Below are 20,958 nucleotides of genomic sequence, written 5' to 3' on the forward strand. Positions count from 1 at the left end.
CCGTCCCCGCGCTCTCGGATCGACACCCGCCGAACCTCCGGCGTACCCGGCCGCGATTGCCTACAGTGGCGTTCGTCATGCTTTGGTCGTAGACCCGGCAATCGGGGGCGATGAGCGGTACGGGAGGATGTGTTCCCCGACGTCACCGTGACCGGGAAGGAGCACAGTGAATCGCAGACTGCTGCGCGTGGGCGTGCGGCTGCACCCGGACAAGGGGATGGTCCGGGTGCATGACCTGGGGTCGGACCCGACGAGCCTCCAGGCCCCGCCGCCTCCCGGCACCTCCCTGGTCAGCGTCGGCTACGACCAGATGTGGATCGGCAGCCTCCAGGACGACGTCGCCATCACGCTCCTGCTGGAGGAATGGGACACCGAGCCCCCGTCGTCGCCCGGCCCGTGGGAGCAGGAGGCGTTCAGCGAGCTGTACCTCCGCGGCGCGGTCGCGGTGTCGACCGCGACCGGGGAGCCGGTCCTGCACGGGATCAGGCTGGTCGGCGGGGTGGGCCGCTACCACCTCGCCGTCCGGGCCAGGCACCGCGCCGAGATCGCCCGGCTGTACGACGATCTGCTCGACCGGTTCCGCGACGGTTTCAACGCCGAGTTCCAGGCGGCGCTGCGGGCGCTGGAGGGCGTCGAGCACTACCTCGTGCAGTTCTGGCCGGTCCAGTCGGCGGGTCCGGTGCGCGTGCTCACCGACTCGCCGATCTGAGGCGCCGTTCAGGGCACCGGTTCGAGCCCCCGGACCAGGTCGGCGCAGATCGAGCGGGCACCGAGGTCGAAGCCGCTGGGGGTGGCCACACAGGCGACCGCCGCGTTGGTCGCCCCGGTGGTCTTCGCGGCGTTGACCCGCTCGCGCGTCATGGTGATCGTGCAGGTCGCGGCCGCCGGTCCGGTGTCGCAGCCGTACCAGACCGGGGTCCGGTCGATCGCCGAGTCGTCGAGGTACCTGCCCTTCGCGGGGACCTGGCCGGTGATGACGGCCTTGAGGGTGATGCTCTGGCCCACCGACAGGCGGAACTCGCCGCACCGGCGCCGGCCGGTGATGGGGTCGGTCTCGCCGATCTCGTCGGTCTCGTGGCGGCACACGGCGGGGGCTCCCTCGATCTCCACCCGCCACTGGGTCGGCGCCCGGAGGGTGACGACGCCCGTCGCGCTGCCCGGCCCCACGGGGTTGCGGGCGGTGAGCACCTCGCACTCGCGGCGGGCGACGGCGTCGCGCGGGCCCGTGGTGGTCGCGCACACGACGTGGTCCCGCTCGGCGGTGACGGTGCATTCGGTGGACACCGGGCCTTCGTCGCAGCCCCAGTACCGCAGGACGACGCCCTGGGTGGCGCGCGGCTCGACCATCACGGCGGTGGCCTCGCCCTTGTCCGCGTTGACGACCGTGCTGCAGTTCGTACCGGTTCCGGAGGGCGTGCAGGTGGAGTCGCCCGGGAGGTCCACCGTCACCACGTCGCTGCGGACCATGAGGCGGACCGCGACGGTGTCGCCGGACACGGCGCGCACCCCGGCGTAGCCGCCCGCGATCGCGGCGACCGCCAGGCCCCCGGCGAGCGCGATCTTGACGCGGCCCGGGGAAGAGGGCAGCGCGTGGCGGGCTCTGCCGTTGCCGCGCTGCGCCTTGGCCTCGTCCTCGCGGGGTGCGGGGGGCCGCGGGCGCGCCGCGGCCTCGGCCCGGCCGCCGACGGACCGGACGGGCGCGGCCGGCGCGGGCGCGAAGTGCAGCTCGGCGACGGACGCGCCGTGCCGGACCGCCTCGCGGGCCTCCTCGGTGAGGCCCGCGCCGACCGGGTCGCCCAGCTCCCGCCACAGCACCGCGGCCGCGGCGAGCGCCGAGGCGGACGCGGCCCTGCGCCCGCTCAGCAGCAGCCGCACCCCGTCCTCGTGCAGCAGGTGCGCGAGGGTGCGGCGGTCGCCTGCGCGTTCGGCGGCGGCCTTGCCCTGCTCAAGGATGCGGCCCCAGGAGCCGAGCCGCAGAGAGCGGGCGGCGCCTTCGGAGGCGGCGCGCGCCAACAGGCCGCCGGACTCCGGATCGCCGGTGCGGGACGCCGCGGCGACCACCGCCGCGATGAGCTCGCCGTGCGCCGCGACGTCCTCGGGCGTCCGTCCTGGCGATCCCGTCCAGGCCCGCAGGACGCGCGCGGTGGCCCGTACGTCGGACGCGCCGGGGTTGGGCGCGACGACGGGGCCGGGCGCGACCCGGTAGCCGTCGCCGGTCTCCACGGCGAGGCCGCAGCGGGTGAGCCGGTCCGCGCCCGCCGCGCCGAGCGGCACGAGGTCGTCCAGCACGTCGGGACGCACGGTGCCGCAGCCGGGCAGGGCCAGCAGGGTCAGGACCCGCAGGGCCGACTCGTCGAGGGCCTCGATGAGGGAAGGCACGAGGTCGCCTACGCGGCCGGGCGACGGGAGGTCGCCGGTGGCGCCGCTCGCGGCGACCCGCAGCAGCGCGAGGGGCTCTCCGCCGGCGGCGCGCCACAGCTCCAGGGCCCGCGCGCCTTCGGCGTCGACCGGGTCGCGGCCTAGCGCGCTGCGCAGCAGCGCCAGCCCCGGAACCTTGTCCAGGCCCTGGAGCTTCAGGACGGCGTCCTCGTCGAGGCCGGAACGCGCGGTGCCGGAGAAGACGACGGAGCCGGCGGGGACCGCGTCGAGCAGCCTGTCCACGGCGGCGGCCGCGAGATCGTCGATGATCAGGCGAACCGGGACCGGGGCGAGCAGCCGCCGCGCCTCGGCCTCGGCCGGGCGGTGTCCGGGCGCGTCGAAGCACGCCTCGAACACGTCCTGGACCAGGTCGCCGGTGTCGCGCCCGGTGGCGTCGAGGTAGACGAGTCCGGTGCCACCGTGCAGGTGCGCGGCCTTGCGCAGGAGGGTGCTCTTGCCGACGCCCGCGCCGCCGCGCACGTGCAGGGTCCGGCCCGCTTCCAGGGCCCGGACGACGGACGCGGTCTCGGCGTCCCGTCCGTAGAGCACCAGGGGTGCTTTCGGCAGGGACCCGAGGATCGGGCGGGTGCGCGTCGGGGGGCGCTCGCCTTCGGGCAGGGCCGCGACCTTCGACCCCTCGGCCGACACCGTCACCATGTGCTCACCGAAGACCATCGGCACGCCGACGCCTCGCACGTTCTTCAGGACGCCCATCAGACCTCCGGAGGGTAGGAGAAACGAGAGAGAAACCGCGCGGGATATCCGTCCCTCATCCGTCCATAAAGGGCCGACCATCTGAAAGCGCGCGCGTCCACCTCGGACGTGCCCAGAGAATAAGCCTGCCCTCAGCTCCAGATCCCCCCTTTTCATCTTTTGATCTGTCGGCCGCAATTCCCGCTACCGACACACTCCGCAGATTCTCCCAAAGCGCAGAAATCGACAATTCTCCCCGGTCCGCACGTCGAAGAGCCGGGCGGAACCCTACGGGCCCCGGTCGGCACGGCACAGGCGGATGACCCTTCCGGGGGGCCACACCCCGACACATCAGACGCGCCACGGCCGACAGTGAACAATCAATCCGAAGAATCGACCTTATCCCCCTTTTCTCCTGAATGACCGACCGAGGGAGGGCATTGACTGGTCGGATGATTCCGACTAAAGGGATGAAAGCCAATTAAGGAATATTCACGGAATTAGCCACTCCGGCACCAACCCCGTGGCGCCGGGTACCGCCGTCCCCGTCCGTGCCGAGGCGAACGGGGCCGCCCGCGCCCCGGCGGCGTCGGCGTGGATCGGGTCGGCCGGATCCTTCGGCCGCGCCGACGGTGCCGGAATAGCACCGCGCCGCCCGGGCCTCGGGGGCCTCGGGCGGCGCGGCGGACGTCCTGGGGTCTAGCGGGGCAGGTCGGCGGCGATCCCCGCCACGTCCTGGGCGCCGAGGACGAAACCGTGGTCGCCGATGACGGCGAGGGTGTCGTCGGCGGTGCCCAGATGGCGGGTGCAGGCCCGGTCGAGGAAGGTCTCGACCAGCCGGGCGTTGACGAGCCTGCCGCGTCCGGCGACCGGGCCGAACTCGGCCCGGACGACCTGCCAGGCATGGTCGTCGATGGTGACGAACCGTTCGGCGGCCAGCAGGGCGAGCAGGTTCAGCCGGGCCTCGCCGCCCTCCAGGTCGGGCAGGCGCACGGTGCGGAAGTCGGTGACGATCTCGGGGTGCGCCGCGGCGAACTCCTCGAACCGTTCGGGCCGGACGCTCGCGACGAGGGTGGTCGTGGTGACGCCCTCGGCACGGACCCGGTAGAGGGCGCGGGCGTAGGCGTCGCCCTGCCCGTCGTCGAGGATCAGCTCGTCGAGCCCTTCCAGCAGGAGGGTCTCGCCCGAATGCGCGTCGAGGAGCGCGGGCAGGCCGTCCGGGCCGTTCTCGCGCACCTGCTCCAGATGCAGGGTCCGCAGCCGCTCGCCGCTGAACCCGACCTCGGCGAGTGCCCGCGTGATCATCCGGGCGAGACGGCGCTGCCCGGTGGAAGGCGCCCCGACGAGCAGGACGGCCGGGGCCGAAGCGCTGGACACCTCCTGCCCGCGCAGCTGCTGCGCCCACTTGCCGCGGCGGCGGACCTCGGTCAGCATCCGCTCGACGTCGTCGGCGCCGCACAGGAACCGGATGCCGTACGCCTGGACGGTGGTGCCGCCCGACGGCGCGCCGGGCAGGCCGAACGGCTCCGCGGGAACGGGGGTCTGAGCGGGGGCCGGAGGCGGAGGCGGGGACTGCGCCGCGAACGTCGGCAGATAGGGCGCGGTGCCGTCCGCGACCTGGGCGGGACCGGTGAAGTCGGGCGCGTACGGCGATGTCTCGGCCGGAGCCGGCGCCGCGTGAGCGAGCGGCTGGCCATAGGCGTCGTACGCCGGAGGCGACTCGCCCTCGGGAACGGGCCGGTAGGGGTCGGGCGCGTACGGCGCCTCGACGGGCCCCGCCTGGCCGGGCACGTTCCCTACCGGCTGGCCGTAGGCGTCATAGGCGGGCGGCGCGGACGCGCCGGAGACGGGCCTGGCCTGCGGATCGAAGGGCGGCACCGCAGAGCCCTCCGAGGAACCGTGCCCGTGCACCGGAGACGCGGAGGGGTCGTAACGCGGAATCCCGGAACCCCCCGGAGAACCCTGCCCCTGCACAGGTGAAGCGGACGGATCGTAAGGCGGAACCGCAGGACCCTGGCCGTGGACCGGAGACGCGGACGGGTCGTAGGCCGGGGCCCCGGAACCCCCCGGAGAACCCTGCCCATGGACCGGGGAAGCGGAGGGGTCGTAAGGCGGAACGCCGGAGCCCTGCCCCTGCACGGGCGACGCCGACGGGTCATAACGCGGAACCGCAGAACCCTGGCCGTGGACCGGAGACGCGGACGGGTCGTAAGGCGGTATCCCGGAGCCGCCCGAAGGGCCCTGCCCGTAGGCGGGCGACGCGGAAGGGTCGTAGCGCGGGACCGCCGGGCTCTCCGCAGAAGCCGACCCGTGGGCGGGTGACGTTGAGGGGGCGTAGGGCGGGGCGGCGGAGCCGTTCGGGCCCGGCGGCGGAGACGACGGGCTGGAGGAGGGCTGGCCGTAGGCGTCGTAAGCCGGGGGCGCGTCGTTGCCCGCGGGCCGGGCGTTCGGGTCGAAGGGCGGCGGGACCTCGGACGACTCCGCGACATCGCGGCCGAACGGATCGGGCCGCGGACCGTCGGCCGGGGACGGCGCCGCGGGGCTCGCGTTCGGACGGGTCGCGAAGGGGTCGTCGTCGAAGGACGAGGGTTCCGGCGACGGCGGAGGGGCGACGGGAGGCACCGCGGGGGCCGGCACGGCCGCCTGCGGGCCGGGCGCGGGGGACGCGGGCGGCGCCGACGGGTGGGCGACGCCCCGCTCGTCGGCGAGGTGGCGGCGCGCGGCGTTGATGATCTCCCAGGCGGTGAGCTCGCCCGTCGCCTTGGGACGGCTGAGCGCGGGCGTGCCGAGCTCGGCGGCGCAGGCCGCGGGGACGATGAACTCCAGGTGCTGCGGCGCGGTCTGGGCGAGGCGGCAGGCCGTCATCGCGAGGGTGTGGGTGAGCGCGAGCAGCGCCCGGACCTTGCCCGGGTCGGTGCTGCTCAGCCCCGGCGGCAGCCGGACGCCCTGCGGGAACAGCTCGCGCAGCGGGTGCTGGGCCTGGCCGAGCACCTCCTGGACGGTCCGCGCGGACTCCGGGTCGAGCCACGGCAGGACCGCGGGCACGGCCTGCGGGATGGTCTGGAGGTCGGCGGCGAAGACCGCGGCGGCGGCGCGGCGCAGCTCCGCGGGCGGCCGCGCGGTGCCCTCGGTGAGGTCGCCGTACAAGAGTGCGAGGTCGTACAGGGCGAGCCTCAGGTACTCGCCGGGCGAGGCCTCCCGCACGATGGGCGCGGCGAACTCCGCGGGGCAGCGGCGCAGCCATTCCTTGGCGACGGTCTGCGGCCCGTAGGCCATCGCCTGCTGGTCGGCCTGGACGTACTGGAGCGTGGTCGCGCAGATCGCGGCGAGCGCGGACGCGCCGGGCTGGAAGGCGCGGTCGGCGGCGAGCGCCCCGGCCAGCTCCCCCATCATCCGCACGACGAAGGCGGCTCCGACGGGGTCGTGCGCGCCGAGCCTGTCGGTGTAGTAGACGGCGAGGCGGGTGAGGTCGGGCGCGATCATCCAGCGCAGGTGCTCGGCCTGGACCGTCAGGTAGGGCGCGAACATGGCCACGAGGGGGTGCTCGGCGAGCACGACGGGGGTGCCCGCGCTGAACAGCACCGCGCCCCACAGCGCGGCGACGGTCGTGGGGGTGCCCGGCTGGAACGCGGGGTCCTGCATGGCGAACTGCTGGGGGTCGACCGCGATCGCGGTGACGAGGGTCTGCTGCACGCGCGCGACGAGTTCGGCGGACGGACCGTCGGCGAGCAGGCCCGCTCCCGCCATGAGGCCCGCGCCGATGTCCGGACCTGTCGGGATGAGCTGGGGCGGAACCGGCGGATTGCCCACTCCGGGCGGCGCGGGCGCGAGCACCCGGCGGGCCGCGGCGTCGGCGGGCGGCGGGCTGGGGTGCCAGTGGCCGTCTAGACCGCAGCGGTACCAGCGGCCCCAGGCGCCGTAAAGCCACCATTCGCCCGGCCCGGCGAGCAACCGTGAGATGACCTGCTCCGCGCGCTGCTGCGGCGCGGCGGTCTGCCACCACGCCGAGGAGGTCATCGCGCGGACGTCGGCCTCGGCCTTGGCGAAGGGGTCGTCTGCGGGGACGCCGCCGGAGGTCTGCCAGTTCACACTTTCGGATCCTAGTCGGGTTCGGTGACGCTTCGCCGAGCCCGGGGACGGGCCGAGGGCGCCGTCCGGACGCGCGCCCGGGGCATGAGCCCTCGGACGCCGTCGGATCGAAGATGTCGTCCGGCCGCGCGGATCGAGCGACCGGGGAGCGTGCCGGTCGCGGGGCGGCCGGCACGCGGGTGCGTCAGGACGCGAGGCCGCTCAGGACGCGGGTGAACCACACGGTCTTGCCGTGCGACTCGGTACGGCAGCCCGAGTCCGCGGCGAGCGCGGCGACGAGGAGGAGGCCGCGGCCGTCCTCCGCGTCGAACTCGCGCTCGGTCCTCGGTTCGGGCGGCGGTTCGAAGGACTCGTCGGTGATCTCGCCGCGGAGGAGGTGTCCCTCCAGCAGCAGGCATAGGTGGATCGGCCCCTTGCCATGGACGACGGCGTTGGCCACCAGTTCGTCGACCATGAGCACTACCTCATCGATGTCCGACTGGTCGGCTATCCTCCAGGCCGCCAGTTCCCCCCGGGTGAGTTCCCTCGCCCTGCCCGGTGCGCGCAGGTCAGGGGACAGATCCCATGCCGCGGCGCGGGCGCCGGACCTGCCGACCAGCCCCAGTCGCGGTGCGTCCACTGCCCGTCTCCTCCCGTACGACGTGCGTTGCGATGGTGGCCGAGGCCCCCCGGCCCTCACCTTCGGATGTTCCCCCTCCGGCGGCGGAAAATTGCCGTCCGGCGACGGTATGGCCGAAACGGCACTGTTTTGTGCCGAGTCCGCATCCGGTCCGGCCGGGAGTTGACGTTCCGGCAAGGGCCCCTCCTCGCTGGATATCAGGTCGCTCTACACATTTGCGACGCTCCAGACACCCGCGCGGAGTACGTGACGCGTATCACACCTTGTGGAAACACGCCCGAAGCGGGACGCGGGGGACGCCGTGCGCGAGACACCCCGCGGGAGCCGTTAAGCTGGCTGTGCCGGTGTGGCCAGTGTCCCCGGGCCGCATCTAAAGCCTTCACGGAATACCGTTCGGCTGGAGCCGTGTTGTGCCATCCGCCGAGAGGCGACCACCACACCGGCCTCGCGCAACACCGAGGGCCCCGGCGCATCGCGCCGGGGCCCTCGCCGCGTCCGCCCTCCTCGTCGCGCGGACGCGGGGCGGTTCAGGAGAAGAACACCGCTATCGCGGTGCCCACCGCGGAGACCAGCCCGAGCACCGTGATCACCACGGCCGTCACGATGCGCCTGGTACGGGTCCGGCGCGCCCGGCCGAAATGCTCCAACCGCTGAGCCAGGGCGGGGTCTTCCCGGCTGAGCCGGGAGGCGATCTCGGTCAGGATCCGCTCTTCGTCCATTGAGAGAGCCATGGCGCACCTCCGGGGGTCATTAGGGTCTTCCTCCCCCGTCCCGGCGGGTTCTATTCGTCCCGGAGTGATCCCGGTCACTGCCCCCGGACGGCCCCCGCGCCGGGTGCGCTCTCGTGCTGGTTGCGGTCCAGGGCCGTCACCCGGTAGGTGTACGCCTTGCCCTGCTCGGCGCCGGTGTCGCGGAACTCGGTGCCGCGGGTCGTGCCGACCAGGTCCTGCGGGCGCACCGGCGCGCACTCCTCGCCGCGGCCCTCGGTGCGGTAGACGGCGTAGGACGTGCCGTCGCCCTGCCACGTCACCTTCACGCGGCCGTCTTCCGTCGTAGCCCGCACGTCCGTAGGGGCGGCGGGAGCCTCTCCGGTCTGCCACGGCGGGATGAGGGCGGGCCGCCGGTAGTGGTCGCGCAGGATCGCGCTCATGAACCCGCCCTTGTCGCGCGCGACGTCGGCCGAACTGAAGTACACGTCGCCGCGCACCTCGGGGTACCTGGCGTTGAGCGTGAGGTGGCGGCTTATCTCGTCGGGCTTGCGCCACACCGCGTCGGCGCCGACGCGGTAGGCGCCCTGGCCGATGAACAGGCGCACGTCGGTGCCGCGCACGATGTTCGACCACCACGGGACCAGCACGCGGTAGTCGGCGCGCGGGTCGCCGATCGGCCAGTACAGCTGCGGGATGACGTAGTCGAGCCAGCCCTGGCGGATCCACCTGCGGGCGTCGCCGTAGATCGAGGCGTAGGAGTCGAGGCCGTTGGTGTCCGAACCCGCCGGGTCGGCCGACTTGTTGCGCCAGATGCCGAACGGGCTGATGCCGAACCGCACCCAGGGCTTGGCCGCGGTCACCTCGGTGTAGAGGCGCTTGACGAGCTTGTTGACGTTGTCGCGGCGCCAGGCGGCCTTGGTGGGGTAGTCCGCGCCGAACAGCTGGTAGGTCTTGCCGTCGGGGAACTCTCCGTCGGACGGGTAGGGGTAGAAGTAGTCGTCCATGTGGATGCCGTCCACGTCGAACTTGTGGACGACGTCCATGATGGCCGACACGGCGAGGTCACGGACTTCGGGAAGGCCCGGGTCGTACCAGAGGTACTTGCCGTACTTGTGAGCCCAGCTCGGATGTTCTGCGGCGGGGCTGTCCGGCGCGAGCTTGGCCCTGTCGTTGTCCTCGCCGACGCGGTAGGGGTTGAACCACGCGTGGAACTCCAGGTTCCTGGCGTGCGCCTCCTCGATCATGAACTCCAGCGGATTCCAGCCCGGGTCCTTGCCCGCCTTGCCGGTGAGCCAGACCGACCACGGCTCGATGTCGGAGGGGTAGAACGCGTCGCCGGCCGGGCGGATCTGCACGAACACCGCGTTCAGCCGGGCCGCCTTGGCCTTGTCGAGCAGGGTGCGGAAGGCCGCCTTCTTGCGTTCGACGGGCAGTTCGGGGTCGCCGGGCCAGTCGCCGCCGTAGACGGTGGCGATCCACATGCCGCGCAGTTCCTTGGCCGGGTCGTCGCCGGTCGGTTTCAGACCGGTGCACTCGGCGGGGGCGTCCGCGGCCCTTCCCGGCACCGCGGCCTCGGCCTTCGGCGCGGGCACGGGGTCGATGCCCCCGACCGCCGAGCATCCGGCGACCAGGGCCGCTCCCGCCACCGCCGTCACTGCTGTGCGCGCTCCACCCATTTTGGTGAGGCTACCCGCTCCCACCGGCGCGGACCCGCGGATTCTGTCGTACCCCCGTGCTGGGATCGATCCATGGCCACATGGAGCGAAGTGATCGAGTCGGCGCCGGAGTTCGCGGCGGACGCGGCGGCCCTCTTCGGCGCGCACAAGCACAAGACCATCGCCACGCTGCGCAAGGACGGCGGTCCGCGGATCAGCGGGATCGAGATGGAGCTCGTCGAGGGCGAGGCGGTCGTCGGGATGATGCCTCAGTCCCTGAAGGCGCGCGACGTACGGCGGGACCCGCGGGTGGCGATCCACTCCGGATCGGAGGATCCCGACAACGCGAACCCCACCGCCTGGCCGGGCGACGCCAAGATCTCCGGGCGGGCCGTGGAGGTCGCCGATCCAGCCAAGGCCGCCGCCCTGCTCAAGGCCATGGGCGCGGCCGAGGAGGTGGCGGGCAGCCCGGTCTTCGTCCTCGACATCACCGAGGTCGTGGTGACCCGGGTCGCGGCGTCCGCCGAGTACCTGGACGTCCTCCTCTGGAAGGAGGGACAGGTCCGGCAAATGCGGGCACAGTAGCCCCTTCCCTGTTATTGACGAATTATCTACTATGGCGAGGTGCTCAAGGAGACAACATCCCCCGACCGTCTCGTGCTCGGCGCGCGCGACGTGCGCTTCGACTGGTCGGAACTGCCGCGCCACTGGGTGCCGGGCGAACCCCTGGCCACCCATCTGATGAACGTGCTCCACCTGCTGCTGCCCGCCGGGGAGCGCTGGTTCGTCGAGGTGTTCCGGCAGGCGCTGCCGCTCATCGAGGACGAGGACCTGCGCCGCGACGTGCTGGGCTTCATCGGGCAGGAGGCGCTGCACGCCCGCGCCCACACCGAGGTGCTCGAGCACTTCACCGAGCAGGGGCTGGACTGCCGGCCGTTCACCGACCAGATGGAGTGGTTCTTCTCCGTGCTGCTCGGCGACCGGCCCCGGCTGCGCGGCCGCGCCGAGGCCGAGTGGCTGGTGTCGCGGCTCGCCCTCATCGCGGCGATCGAGCATGTCACGGCCTTCATGGGCGACTGGATCCTCAACGCCGAGGGGCTCGACCGGGCGGGCTGCGACCCGACCATGCTCGACCTGCTGCGCTGGCACGGCGCCGAGGAGGTCGAGCACCGGTCGGTCGCCTTCGACCTGTACCGGCATGTCGACGGCCGTCACCTGCGCCGGGTCCAGGCGATGGCCGTGGTCGCGCCGATGCTCTTCGTGCTGTGGCGCAAGGGTGTGCGGTTCCTGTACTCGATCGACGGCGAACTGGCCGGCGTGCCGCTGCCGCGCGCCCGCGACGTCCGGGGTCCGGCCTCGCGCGGGGTCACCCCAGCGCTGCCGCACCTGGGCCGCAAGGTGCTTCGCTACCTCTCGCGCGGCTACCACCCGTCGATGGAGGGCGACACCGACCAGGCGGTGGCCTATCTGGCGTCCTCCCCCGCGGCCCGCGCCGCCGAGGGGCGAACGGCGTGAGGCTGCCCGCGGAACTGCGCGGCAGGGGCGGCGCGGACTCCCTGTTCACGATGCTGGCCAGGGCCGCCGCGGTGCCGCCCGCGCTCGCGGCGCTGAGCGGTCTCGGCCGCCGCCCCGCGCGCCCGGTCGACCGCACCCGGGTCCTGCTCGTCACCGCGACCCGGGCCGAGGCCGAGGGCGTCATGGGACTCACCCTCGCCGACCCCGCGGGCGGGCGGCTCCCGGCATGGACGCCCGGCGCCCACGTGGACGTGACGCTGCCCTCGGGACGGGTCCGCCAGTACTCCCTGTGCGGCGATCCCGCCGACCGGTGGGCGCACCGCGTCGCCGTCCGGCTGGTCCCCGACGGGGAGGGCGGCTCCGCCGAGGCGCACGCGCTCGTGCCCGGCTCGGTCGTGCGGGTCTCGGCACCGCGCAACGCCTTCCGCTTCACCGGCGGCGGCCCGCACCTGTTCGTCGCGGGCGGGATCGGCATCACCCCGATCCTGCCGATGGTCCGCGCGGCGGAGCGGCGCGGCGAGGACTGGCGGCTGCTCTACACCGGCCGCGACCGCGCGGCGCTGCCCTTCCTGGCCGAGCTCGCGCGCCACGGCGACCGGGTGACGGTCCGCACCGACGACGTCGAGGGCCGGCCGGGCCATGATCTGCTGGACGGCCACCGGGTGGAGGGCGCCGCCGTGTACTGCTGCGGCCCCGCCCCGCTGCTCGCCCTGGTGCGGGAGGCTTCGGGCGCCGCGCGGGAATTCCACGCCGAGCGGTTCGCGCCCGGACCCGTCACGGGCGGCTCGCCCTTCGCGGTGCGACTCGCGCGCACCGGCGTGACCGTCGCCGTCCCGGCCGACCGCAGCATGCTCGACGCGCTCCGCGAGGTCGTGCCCGACGCCCCTTACTCCTGCCGCCAGGGCTTCTGCGGCACCTGCCGGGTGACGGTCCTGGAGGGCGAAATAGCGCACCGCGACCGTTTCCCGCAGCAGGCGCGCCGTGACAATGAGATGATGCCGTGCGTCTCCCGAGCCGTGGGCGACCACCTCGTCATCGAGCTGTGACCATCCCGGGAAGGGCCGTATGCCCACGACCGACAGACCGATACCGACCGCCCCGCGCCCCCGCCGGATGTCGCCCGAGCACCGCAAGCAGGCGCTCATCGACGCCGCACTCGAGCTGTTCGGCAGTGCCGCGCCCGAGCGCGTCACGATGGAGGACGTGGCCGCGCACGCCCAGGTGTCGCGCGCGCTGGTCTACCGGTACTTCTCCAACATCGAGGAGATCCACGTCGCCGCGCTGCGCACGTCCGTCGACGACCTCGTCGGGCGGATCAGGCGCGACCGGGAGGGCGACCTGCTGGCGCAGCTCCAGGACACCATCGGGGAGTTCGTCGCGTTCGCCGAGGACCACGCGGCGGGGTACATCGCGCTGCTGCGCGGTGGTTCGGTCATCGCCACCTCCGAGACCGCGGCGATGGTCGACGAGGCGCGGCACGCGGCCGTCGCGGAGGTGCTGGTCCGGTTGGAGATCGCCGAGCCGTCGCCGTTCCTGCTGCTGACCCTGCGCTGCTGGGTCGCGGCCTGCGAGGGCGCGCTGCTCACCTGGCTCCAGGAGCGCACGCTGGCCCGCGAGGAGCTGGTGCCGTGGCTCTCCGGGCAGCTCGTGGCGATGATCGCCGCGACGGCAGGGCACGACCCGGCGATCGCCGCGTTCATCGGCAAGCTGGAGAGCCTGGCGTAACGGCGCGCCTCAGCCGTCGAGCGCGGTGCGCATGACGCCGAACTTGGCGCGCGCCTCGGCGATCTCGGCCGCGGGGTCGGAGTCGGCGACGATGCCGCACCCGGCGAACAGGCGGGCGCGGCGGCCGTCGAGCTGGGCGCAGCGCAGCGCGATCCCCCACTCGCCGTCGCCGCGGGAGTCGACCCAGCCGACCGGCCCCGCGTACCGGGAGCGGTCCATCTCCTCGAGTTCGCGGATGAGGTCCATCGCGGCGTCCGTGGGGGTGCCGCAGACGGCGGGGGTCGGGTGCAGCGCCTCCAGCACGTCCAGGACCGAGCGCTCGCCCGCCAGGCGACCGCGCACCGGGGTGGCCAGGTGCTGGACGTTGGCCAGGCGCAGCAGCTCGGGTTCGGCGGGCAGGTCGAGCTCGGCGCACAGCGGCGCGAGGGCGTCGCGGACCATGTCGGCGGCGTAGGCGTGCTCGCGGCGGTCCTTGGCGGAGGCGAACAGGGCCTCACCCAGCGCGCGGTCGGCGGCCTCGTCGGCGCCGCGCGGGGTCGTCCCGGCGAGCACGAGGGACGCGATCTCGCCGCCGATCCGGCGGACGAGCAGTTCGGGAGTGGCGCCGACGAGGCCGTCGACGGCGAAGGTGTAGCAGTCGGGGAAGCGCGCGGACAGGCGGCGCAGCAGGACCCGCGCGTCGATCGGCTCATCGGCCTCGGCCCACAGGTCGCGGGCGAGGACGACCTTGCCGAGCTCGCCTTCGCGGATGCGTCCCGTCGCGGTGCGGACCGCGCCGCCCCAGCCAGTGTCGTCGAGCGCGCCGCCCCGCCAGGCCACCCCGGACGGCTGCCGGGGCGGGTTCAGTTCGGCCATGGGGTCGTCGTCGGCGCCGATGACGGTGTGCCAGGCACGGCCGTCGCGCCAGCCGACGACGGACCGGGGCACGATGAGCACCGAGTCGTCGCTCTTCGGGTCGAAGCCGAACGTGCCGAAGGCGACGGGCCCGGAGCCGGGCACGCCCACCGCGTCGTCGACCTCGGCGCCCTCGAACAGGGCGGTCAGCGCGCCGCGGGCGCGGGCGAACCTGTCGGGCCCCCCGGGGATCGGCACGCGGGCGGCCTCGCCCCAGCCGACGAGTCCGCTGTCGCGTCTGATCCAGGCCAGGGCGGCCGGATGCGGCAGCCTTCCGACGAGGTCGACGGGGCCCGGCGCGGGTAGTGTCCGCACCGTCAGCCGCTCGGAGGTTCGCAGCACAACGCTCACGAGGCCCACAGTACAGCGGAGTTGAACCCGTTCAACCACACGTGTCGCTGTTCACACCGCGGCCCCCAGAACGTCGGAAGCGCCCGATAGGCTCCGATCATGCAGAACCGCTGGATACCCCTCGAAGGCGCCGTCAACGTCCGCGACCTGGGCGGGCTGCCCACCGGTGACGGCGGCGTCACCCGGTTCGGCAGGGTGCTCCGCTCGGACAACCTCCAGGACCTCACCGAGGCCGACGTCACACTCCTCGCGGGCACCATCGGGATCGGCCACGTGCTCGACCTGCGCACCGAGGCGGAGGTCCAGAAGGAAGGGCCGGGGCCGCTCAAGCGCGCGGGGGTCGTCCACCACCACCTGTCGCTGTTCAGCGTCGAGGACGACCCCGAGGAGGTCGACGTCGACGCGGTGCTGCCGTGGCAGAAGCGGGACGCCCAGGAGGTCAAGGGCGATCGCTCCGTGGCCGCCTACCAGGGGTATCTGCGCGACCGGGCCGATTCGGTGATCGCCGCGCTGCGCGTCATGGCGCACGCCGAGGGCGGCTCGATCGTGCACTGCGCCGCGGGCAAGGACCGCACCGGCGTCATCGCGGCGCTGGCCCTGTCGGCCGTGGGCGTGACCCGCGACGCCGTCATCGCCGACTACGCGCTGACCTCCGAGCGCCTCGACGCGATCCTCCGCCGCCTCCTGGCCTCCGACACCTACCGGCAGAGCCTGAGCGGCCGCCCCAAGGAGACCCACGAGCCCCGCGTCGACGTCATGGCCCGCTTCCTCGCCGACCTCGACGCCGCCCACGGCGGCCCCCTCCCCTGGCTCACCGCCCACGGCTGGACCCCCGCCGACACCAAGGCCCTGAACTCCCAGCTCGTCTCCTGATCCCTCCCCCACCCCGAAGCGGCGCGGGCGGCAACACGGTCCCGCCCCCGGACGGTCTCCGCCCGGACCCGCCTCCACAGGGCCTCCCGAAAGCCCCCGGGCGACCCCGGACCGATCGGGCGGGCGCGGTCCGCGTCCTGACGGCCTCCCGGACGAGCGCCAGATGGCCGGCGGGGGCCTGACCCGGCTCCTGGCGGCTGCGCGGACGAGACCCAGACGGCCGGCAGGGATCCGACCCGGCTCCGCACGACCGCACGGACGGCTCCCAGGCGGTCGGCGGGGGCCCGGCCCTCGCGGCTGCGCGGGCGAGGCGCCGAGGGGCGGTGTGCCGAGGGTGCCGCTCCGGTGGCCCGGGTCCTGTTCGAGCCGGGCGGGTCAGCGCTGAGCCGTCCGGGCCGATCGTGCTCGGGCCGGGCGCGGGATCGGCGGGCGCGAGGCGGGGCGCGGCGTCCGGCCTGGGCTGGTGCGGGCGGGTCAGGTGGGGTCGAGGAGGGTGCGGGCGAGGGCGTAGGCGTCGGGAAGGGAGTCGCCCTCGTAGGAGAGGGCGGCCAGGGCGGTGAGGTGGGAGTCGGCGTTGACGGCGACGGTGTGGTCGAGGTGGCGGAAGAGCGGGACGTCGGAGTGGGAGTCGCCGTAGGCGACGACGCGGGAGACGGGCAGGCCGTGGCGGAGGCGGAGTTCCTCTGCGGCGCGGACCTTGGCCTCGGGGACGAGGATGCCGGCCGGGTCGATGGGGGTCCGGAAGGGCAGCGCGGGGAACCGGGACGCGACGACCTCGTCGACGCCCAGGCCGCACAGGAGCGTGGCGAAGAAGTCCGGCGACAGGGTGATGACGGCGGTGCGGCCGCCGCGCGCCCTGATGTCGGCGCAGACCTCGGTGATGCCGCTGAGCCATGGGGAGGCGGCGAACGCCTCGGCGACGTGGTCGGGCGTCAGCGCGTGCCACAGGGCGTGGATGCCGACGGCGAAGCCCGGCGGGTCGAGGCGCCCGGCGGCGAGGTCGGCCTCCATCGCGAGGAGTTCGGCGCCGACGCCGAGGAGCGTGGCGACCTGGAGGCTCGCGCTCGTGCCGCGCAGGAGCGTGCCGTCCATGTCGAAGAGGTGCAGTTCCGTCACACGCCCATCGCAGCACTCGACGGGCCCGCGCGCACCTGGTTTTCCAGGGGTTCGGCGAGTGTGGTGAACATCGCGCACTGGTTTCCTCCAGAACGAGACATTGAGTAATGACACATAGGGAAGTGATGCGTTACGGTGCCGGAAATCGCGGACGACGAGGAGGGCACATGGGCGTTCTCGCCGAGGAACTGAAGCCGGCGGGTGGGGCCGCACTCGACCAGGTGTTCATCGCCAGCGGGGCGGGCCTGGTCCTGGCCGTCGTTCTGCTCGCGCTGGGCTGGGGCCACCGGACGGGCAGAATGACCGCGCTGACCGCCGCGGCGTCGGTGGCGAACCGGAACGGCAAACTGGGCATTCCGGGATGGGCGGCCCTGCCGTCGATGGTCTCGCTGGTGTCCCTGCTGACCGCACTGCTCGGGATGTACTGGGACATCTCCCTGCACATCACCCGAGGCCGCGACGAGGGGCCACTGGCGAACATCGCGCATTACCCGATCCTCATCGGGCTCTTCGGGATCTTCGCCGCGGGCGTCCTCGCCCTGGTGCTGCCGCTGCGCGAGAAGCCCGGACCCGCGCCGCTGCGCATCACGCGCGACTGGTACGTCCCGGCGGGCGGCGCGCTCGTCGCGGGCGCCGGGTTCTACGCGCTGCTCGGCTTCCCGCTGGACGACGTGTGGCACCGCATCTTCGGCCAGGACGTGACCCTCTGGGGCCCCACCCACCTGATGCTCATCGGCGGCGCGGGCCTGTCGCTCGTCGGCATGATGATCCTGGAGCGCGAAGGCCGCGCCGCCGGGACGCCCGGGAACGCCGTCATCGGCTACCTCCGCCGCGGCAGCATGGCGGGCGGCCTGCTCGTCGGGCTGTCGGTGTTCCAGGCCGAGTTCGACTTCGGCGTCCCGCAGTTCCGGCTGGTCAACCAGCCGTTCCTCATCGCGCTCGCGGCGGGCGGCGCGCTCGTCGTCGCCCGGCTGTGGGTCGGCCGCGGCGGCGCGCTCATGGCCGCCGCGTTCTACCTGCTGGTCCGCGGCGGCGTCACGCTGCTCGTCGGCCCGGTCATCGGCGAGCTGACGGCCGCGGTGCCGATGTACCTGGCCGAGGCGCTCCTGGTGGAGGTCGTCGCGCTGTTCCTCATCCGGCGGCCGTACGCCTTCGCCGTCGCCTCCGGGCTCGTCATCGGGACCGCGGGGTTCGCCGCCGAGTACCTGTGGACGGGCGTCGCCTACCGGCTCGCCTGGACGCCGGACCTCGTGCCGGAGGGCGTCGCCATGGCCGTCGCCGGGGGCCTCTCGGGGGCGGTCCTGGGCGTTCTGCTCGCCGAGGGGCTGGCCGGACGGCCGCCCCGCCCTGCGGTCTCCCGGAGCCTGTTCGCGGGGGCGCTGCTGGTCATCGCCGGATGCGTCGCCAACGGCCTCATCGCGACGGTGCCGGGCGACCTGTCGGCGAAGGTCGAGATGAGCCCCGACGGCAACGCCGTCATCACCCTCAGCCGTCCCGTGGACGACCCCGCGTGGGTGCAGGTGACCGCCTGGCAGGGCGGCGACCTGCACGTCGACCCGCTGGAGCGGACGGGCCCGACGGTCTACCGCACGACCTCGCCGATGCCCGTGGACGGCGAGTGGAAGACCCTCGTCCGCGTCCACGACGGGCGGGAACTGTCGGCGGTGCCCATCTATCTGCCGAAGGACCCGGCGATCGGCGCCGAGGCGCTGCCCGCCGAGCCGTCGTTCACCCGGCCCGCCCAGTCGGAGAAGCTCATCCTCCAGCGGGAGCTGAAGACCGACGTCCCCGGCTGGCTTTGGGGGACCGCCTCACTCGTCGTCCTGGTGTGCTCGCTGACGCTCGTCGTCTCCCTCGGCTGGGGCACGCAGCGGATCGCCCGTGCCACCCGGGAACGTCCCGATGTACGGTCTCGGTCATGATTCTCGCCGACCATTCCGCCACCGAGGCGATCGCCCTCTTCGTCCCGGCCCTGGCCATCGTCTCGGTCATCGCGGGCGCGATCATCGTCGACCGCCGCCGCGCGGCCGCGGAGGAGGCGGCGGCCGAAGCCGAGGGCTCCCCCGAGCCCGAGCCCGAGAGCGGGTCTCCCGAGGACGCCACGGCCGAAGAGGCGCCCGACGAGAAGGCGCCCGACGACGAGGCGACGTCCGCGGAGCGCGACGCCTGATCAGGTGAGGGGCCCTCGGCCCCTCACCTCAGCGTCCGACGGCCGAGCGCAGCGCCGCCTCGATGACCTCGAGGCCGGCGATGGCGTCGGACATGGGGACCGGGGGCGGGGCGTCCTCCTGGAGCGTGGCGGCGACCCCGCGGTAGAAGTCCTGGTAGGCGCCCGCGTCGGTGCGGACGGGGCGGGCCCTTCCGGGAACGCCGAGGAGGCCGTAGCTCTCGGGCGGCATCTGGCCCCATCCGGGTTCCCGGGGGCTGCGCCCGGCGCGGAGGGCCGCCTCCTGCCCGTCCATGCCCTGGATCACGTACGAGGCCTCGCTTCCGAGGACGCGGAAGCGGGGTCCGAGGTCGGCGGCGGTGGCGCTCATCCAGAGGTGGGAGCGGACGCCGCCCTCATGGGTGAGGCCGAGGAACACGTCGTCGGGCACCTGCGCGCCCTCCCGGCGCGTGTCCACCTCGGCGTACACGTGGGTGGGCGGCCCGAACAGGCAGATCGACTGGTCGACGAGGTGGGTGCCCAGGTCGTACAGGATGCTGCCCGCGTCGGACGGGTCGCGGGACTCCTTCCACGACTCGGTGACCTCCGGCCTCCACCGTTCGAAGCGGGACTCGAACCGCTGCACCTTACCGAGGGCGCCTTCGGCGATGAGCCTTCTGGCCGTCCGGAAGTCCCCGTCCCAACGGCGGTTGTGGTAGGGGAAGACGGGCGGCCCGTAGGACTCCAGCTCCCGGGCCTGCGCCGCGGTCACCGCGACGGGCTTGTCCACCACGACCGGCAGTCCCGACTTGAGCGCCGCGGTGGCGAGCGGGACGTGGGTGCGGTTGGGGGTGGACACCACGACGAGGTCGCAGTGCTGCGGCTCGGCGAAGACCGCCGAGGCGTCGGGCAGCACCGCGACGCCGGGGTAGCGCTGCCGGACCGCCTCCTGCCGTTCGGGGTTCCCCGTCACGACGGCCACCAGCATCATCCCCGGCACCGAGCTGATGAGCGGGGCGTGGAAGGCCGCACCCCCGAGCCCGTATCCGATGAGGACCACACGCAACGTCATAGCACGATCATGACAAACCAGATGCGGACGACAAGCGGGAGGGTCCCCACTTAGCCGGTCAGGCAGCGTCAAGGCAGGCGCAGTAGGGCGAAAACCCCTCGGTGGTCGCTGTCGGGCAGGGTGTGCACGGAGTAGCCGAGGACCGCGACGCGCCGGTCGGCGAAGACGTGGTCGATGGCGACGCCGGGCAGCGGGCGTCCGTCGGCGGGCCAGGTGGACCGCAGGGCGGCGCCGCGCACCTCGGCCGCGTCGCGGTAGCCGGTGGCAAGCACCGCGCGCAGGGTGGCGTGGTCGAGGGTGGCGTTGAAGTCTCCGGCGAGGACGCGCACGGCGCCGTCGGGCGTGGCGGCGGGGAGGGCGGCCTGGCTGTCCCGCCAGCACTGGTCGAGGCCCGGATACAGCGGCGCGCAGGTGTGGACCGCCACGACCTCGACGATCCCGCCCGCGCCGGGCACCTCGACCTGGGCGCGCACGGCGCCCGCCGGGGACGGTCCCGGCACTTTGAGGGGGTAGGCCGAGTAGAGCGTCGTCTCGTTGGTGCCGTCCTGTGAATAAGGCAAGTACTCGCCTATGCCCGCCTTCTCGAGCGTGTCCTTCGCGGGCGAAGGCAGCTCCGACAGGGCGAGGACATCGACGTCGAGGGTGCGCACGAGGCGGAGGACGTCGGCGGCGGGGGTGCGGCCGAACAGGAGGTTGGCGGCCAGGACGCGCAGTTCCGGCCCTTCGGCGCGCGGTTCGCCGTCGGGGACGACGCGGGGCGCGAGGAGGGCGGCGAACACCGCGACCACGGCGGCCCCCGCGACGGCCGGGGCACGCCGCCGCAGCACGAGCGCGATCACGGGCACCACCACGGACGCCGCTGCGACATAAGGGGTGAACGAGACGAGTTGCACCCATCGGAACGTCGCGTCCCACCCGGACAGCCGCACCGCGGCCCACAGCGCGAACGGCGCGACGATCACCCAAGCGACGACGGTCTTCCAGCGCCCCATCCCCCGGCCCCCCGTGGCAACGCCCCTGGGACGTGCACCGCGCCCCTTCGCGCAGGGTAACAGCGGAGGACCCGGCCCGACCCTGTACGA

General features: G+C 73.7%; 17 protein-coding genes. 8 read left to right on the plus strand and 9 right to left on the minus strand.

The features are described from left to right. Positions 1 to 166: 166 nt before the first annotated feature. On the plus strand, positions 167 to 709 hold the full coding sequence (locus EDD29_RS29660) for a hypothetical protein (protein ID WP_148086138.1): 543 nt from the start codon (positions 167 to 169) through the stop codon (positions 707 to 709). 8 nt (positions 710 to 717) lie between these two features. Here EDD29_RS29660 and EDD29_RS29665 read toward each other — a convergent pair whose 3' ends face one another. From EDD29_RS29665 to EDD29_RS29685, 5 genes are all read right to left on the minus strand, one after another. Then, complete coding sequence (locus EDD29_RS29665; RefSeq protein WP_123667612.1) at positions 718 to 3,132, minus strand: ATP-binding protein; 2,415 nt, start codon at positions 3,130 to 3,132, stop codon at positions 718 to 720. Between the two features lie 678 nt (positions 3,133 to 3,810). Next, complete coding sequence (locus tag EDD29_RS29670; protein WP_123667613.1) at positions 3,811 to 7,200, minus strand: hypothetical protein; 3,390 nt, start codon at positions 7,198 to 7,200, stop codon at positions 3,811 to 3,813. Positions 7,201 to 7,384: 184 nt separating this feature from the next. Continuing rightward, positions 7,385 to 7,819 (minus strand): ATP-binding protein, encoded by a 435-nt coding sequence (locus tag EDD29_RS29675; RefSeq protein WP_170201638.1) that lies wholly within the window; start codon positions 7,817 to 7,819, stop codon positions 7,385 to 7,387. Between the two features lie 527 nt (positions 7,820 to 8,346). After that, the gene (locus EDD29_RS29680; RefSeq protein ID WP_123667615.1) at positions 8,347 to 8,550 is read right to left on the minus strand and encodes a DUF3040 domain-containing protein; all 204 of its coding nucleotides are present in this window, start codon (positions 8,548 to 8,550) and stop codon (positions 8,347 to 8,349) included. 74 nt (positions 8,551 to 8,624) lie between these two features. Further along, entirely contained in the window at positions 8,625 to 10,205 is a 1,581-nt protein-coding gene (locus tag EDD29_RS29685; protein WP_123667616.1) for a glycoside hydrolase family 10-like protein, read from the minus strand. Between the two features lie 72 nt (positions 10,206 to 10,277). Between EDD29_RS29685 and EDD29_RS29690 the strand changes: the two genes are divergently transcribed. From EDD29_RS29690 to EDD29_RS29705, 4 genes are all read left to right on the plus strand, one after another. Continuing rightward, positions 10,278 to 10,769, plus strand: coding sequence for a pyridoxamine 5'-phosphate oxidase family protein (locus tag EDD29_RS29690; protein WP_123667617.1), 492 nt, complete (start codon positions 10,278 to 10,280; stop codon positions 10,767 to 10,769). A 39-nt stretch (positions 10,770 to 10,808) separates the two neighbouring features. Continuing rightward, positions 10,809 to 11,699, plus strand: a complete 891-nt coding sequence (locus tag EDD29_RS29695; RefSeq protein ID WP_246053074.1) for a metal-dependent hydrolase — start codon at positions 10,809 to 10,811, stop codon at positions 11,697 to 11,699. Further along, positions 11,696 to 12,745 (plus strand): PDR/VanB family oxidoreductase, encoded by a 1,050-nt coding sequence (locus EDD29_RS29700; RefSeq protein ID WP_211359999.1) that lies wholly within the window; start codon positions 11,696 to 11,698, stop codon positions 12,743 to 12,745. Before EDD29_RS29695 ends, EDD29_RS29700 begins: the two co-directional genes overlap by 4 nt. Before the next feature lie 67 nt (positions 12,746 to 12,812). Then, positions 12,813 to 13,424, plus strand: a complete 612-nt coding sequence (locus EDD29_RS29705; protein ID WP_123670754.1) for a TetR/AcrR family transcriptional regulator — start codon at positions 12,813 to 12,815, stop codon at positions 13,422 to 13,424. A 9-nt stretch (positions 13,425 to 13,433) separates the two neighbouring features. On the opposite strand, the gene EDD29_RS29710 is transcribed toward EDD29_RS29705, so the two are convergent. Continuing rightward, positions 13,434 to 14,669 (minus strand): isochorismate synthase, encoded by a 1,236-nt coding sequence (locus EDD29_RS29710; protein ID WP_170201639.1) that lies wholly within the window; start codon positions 14,667 to 14,669, stop codon positions 13,434 to 13,436. A gap of 99 nt (positions 14,670 to 14,768) precedes the next feature. Between EDD29_RS29710 and EDD29_RS29715 the strand changes: the two genes are divergently transcribed. Continuing rightward, complete coding sequence (locus tag EDD29_RS29715) at positions 14,769 to 15,542, plus strand: tyrosine-protein phosphatase (RefSeq protein WP_123667620.1); 774 nt, start codon at positions 14,769 to 14,771, stop codon at positions 15,540 to 15,542. Positions 15,543 to 16,016: 474 nt separating this feature from the next. On the opposite strand, the gene EDD29_RS29720 is transcribed toward EDD29_RS29715, so the two are convergent. After that, entirely contained in the window at positions 16,017 to 16,658 is a 642-nt protein-coding gene (locus EDD29_RS29720; protein ID WP_123667621.1) for an HAD family hydrolase, read from the minus strand. A 167-nt stretch (positions 16,659 to 16,825) separates the two neighbouring features. Between EDD29_RS29720 and EDD29_RS29725 the strand changes: the two genes are divergently transcribed. Beyond that, a complete protein-coding gene (locus EDD29_RS29725) occupies positions 16,826 to 18,580 on the plus strand; it encodes a hypothetical protein (RefSeq protein WP_123667622.1) in 1,755 nt (584 codons plus the stop codon). After that, positions 18,577 to 18,828 (plus strand): DUF6479 family protein, encoded by a 252-nt coding sequence (locus EDD29_RS29730; RefSeq protein WP_123667623.1) that lies wholly within the window; start codon positions 18,577 to 18,579, stop codon positions 18,826 to 18,828. The genes EDD29_RS29725 and EDD29_RS29730 overlap by 4 nt, the downstream gene beginning before the upstream one ends. A gap of 28 nt (positions 18,829 to 18,856) precedes the next feature. On the opposite strand, the gene EDD29_RS29735 is transcribed toward EDD29_RS29730, so the two are convergent. Continuing rightward, positions 18,857 to 19,876 (minus strand): Gfo/Idh/MocA family protein, encoded by a 1,020-nt coding sequence (locus EDD29_RS29735; protein ID WP_123667624.1) that lies wholly within the window; start codon positions 19,874 to 19,876, stop codon positions 18,857 to 18,859. A gap of 68 nt (positions 19,877 to 19,944) precedes the next feature. After that, positions 19,945 to 20,868 (minus strand): endonuclease/exonuclease/phosphatase family protein, encoded by a 924-nt coding sequence (locus tag EDD29_RS29740; RefSeq protein WP_123667625.1) that lies wholly within the window; start codon positions 20,866 to 20,868, stop codon positions 19,945 to 19,947. Positions 20,869 to 20,958 lie beyond the last annotated feature (90 nt).

The organism is Actinocorallia herbida, assembly GCF_003751225.1.
Taxonomy (GTDB): domain Bacteria; phylum Actinomycetota; class Actinomycetes; order Streptosporangiales; family Streptosporangiaceae; genus Actinocorallia; species Actinocorallia herbida.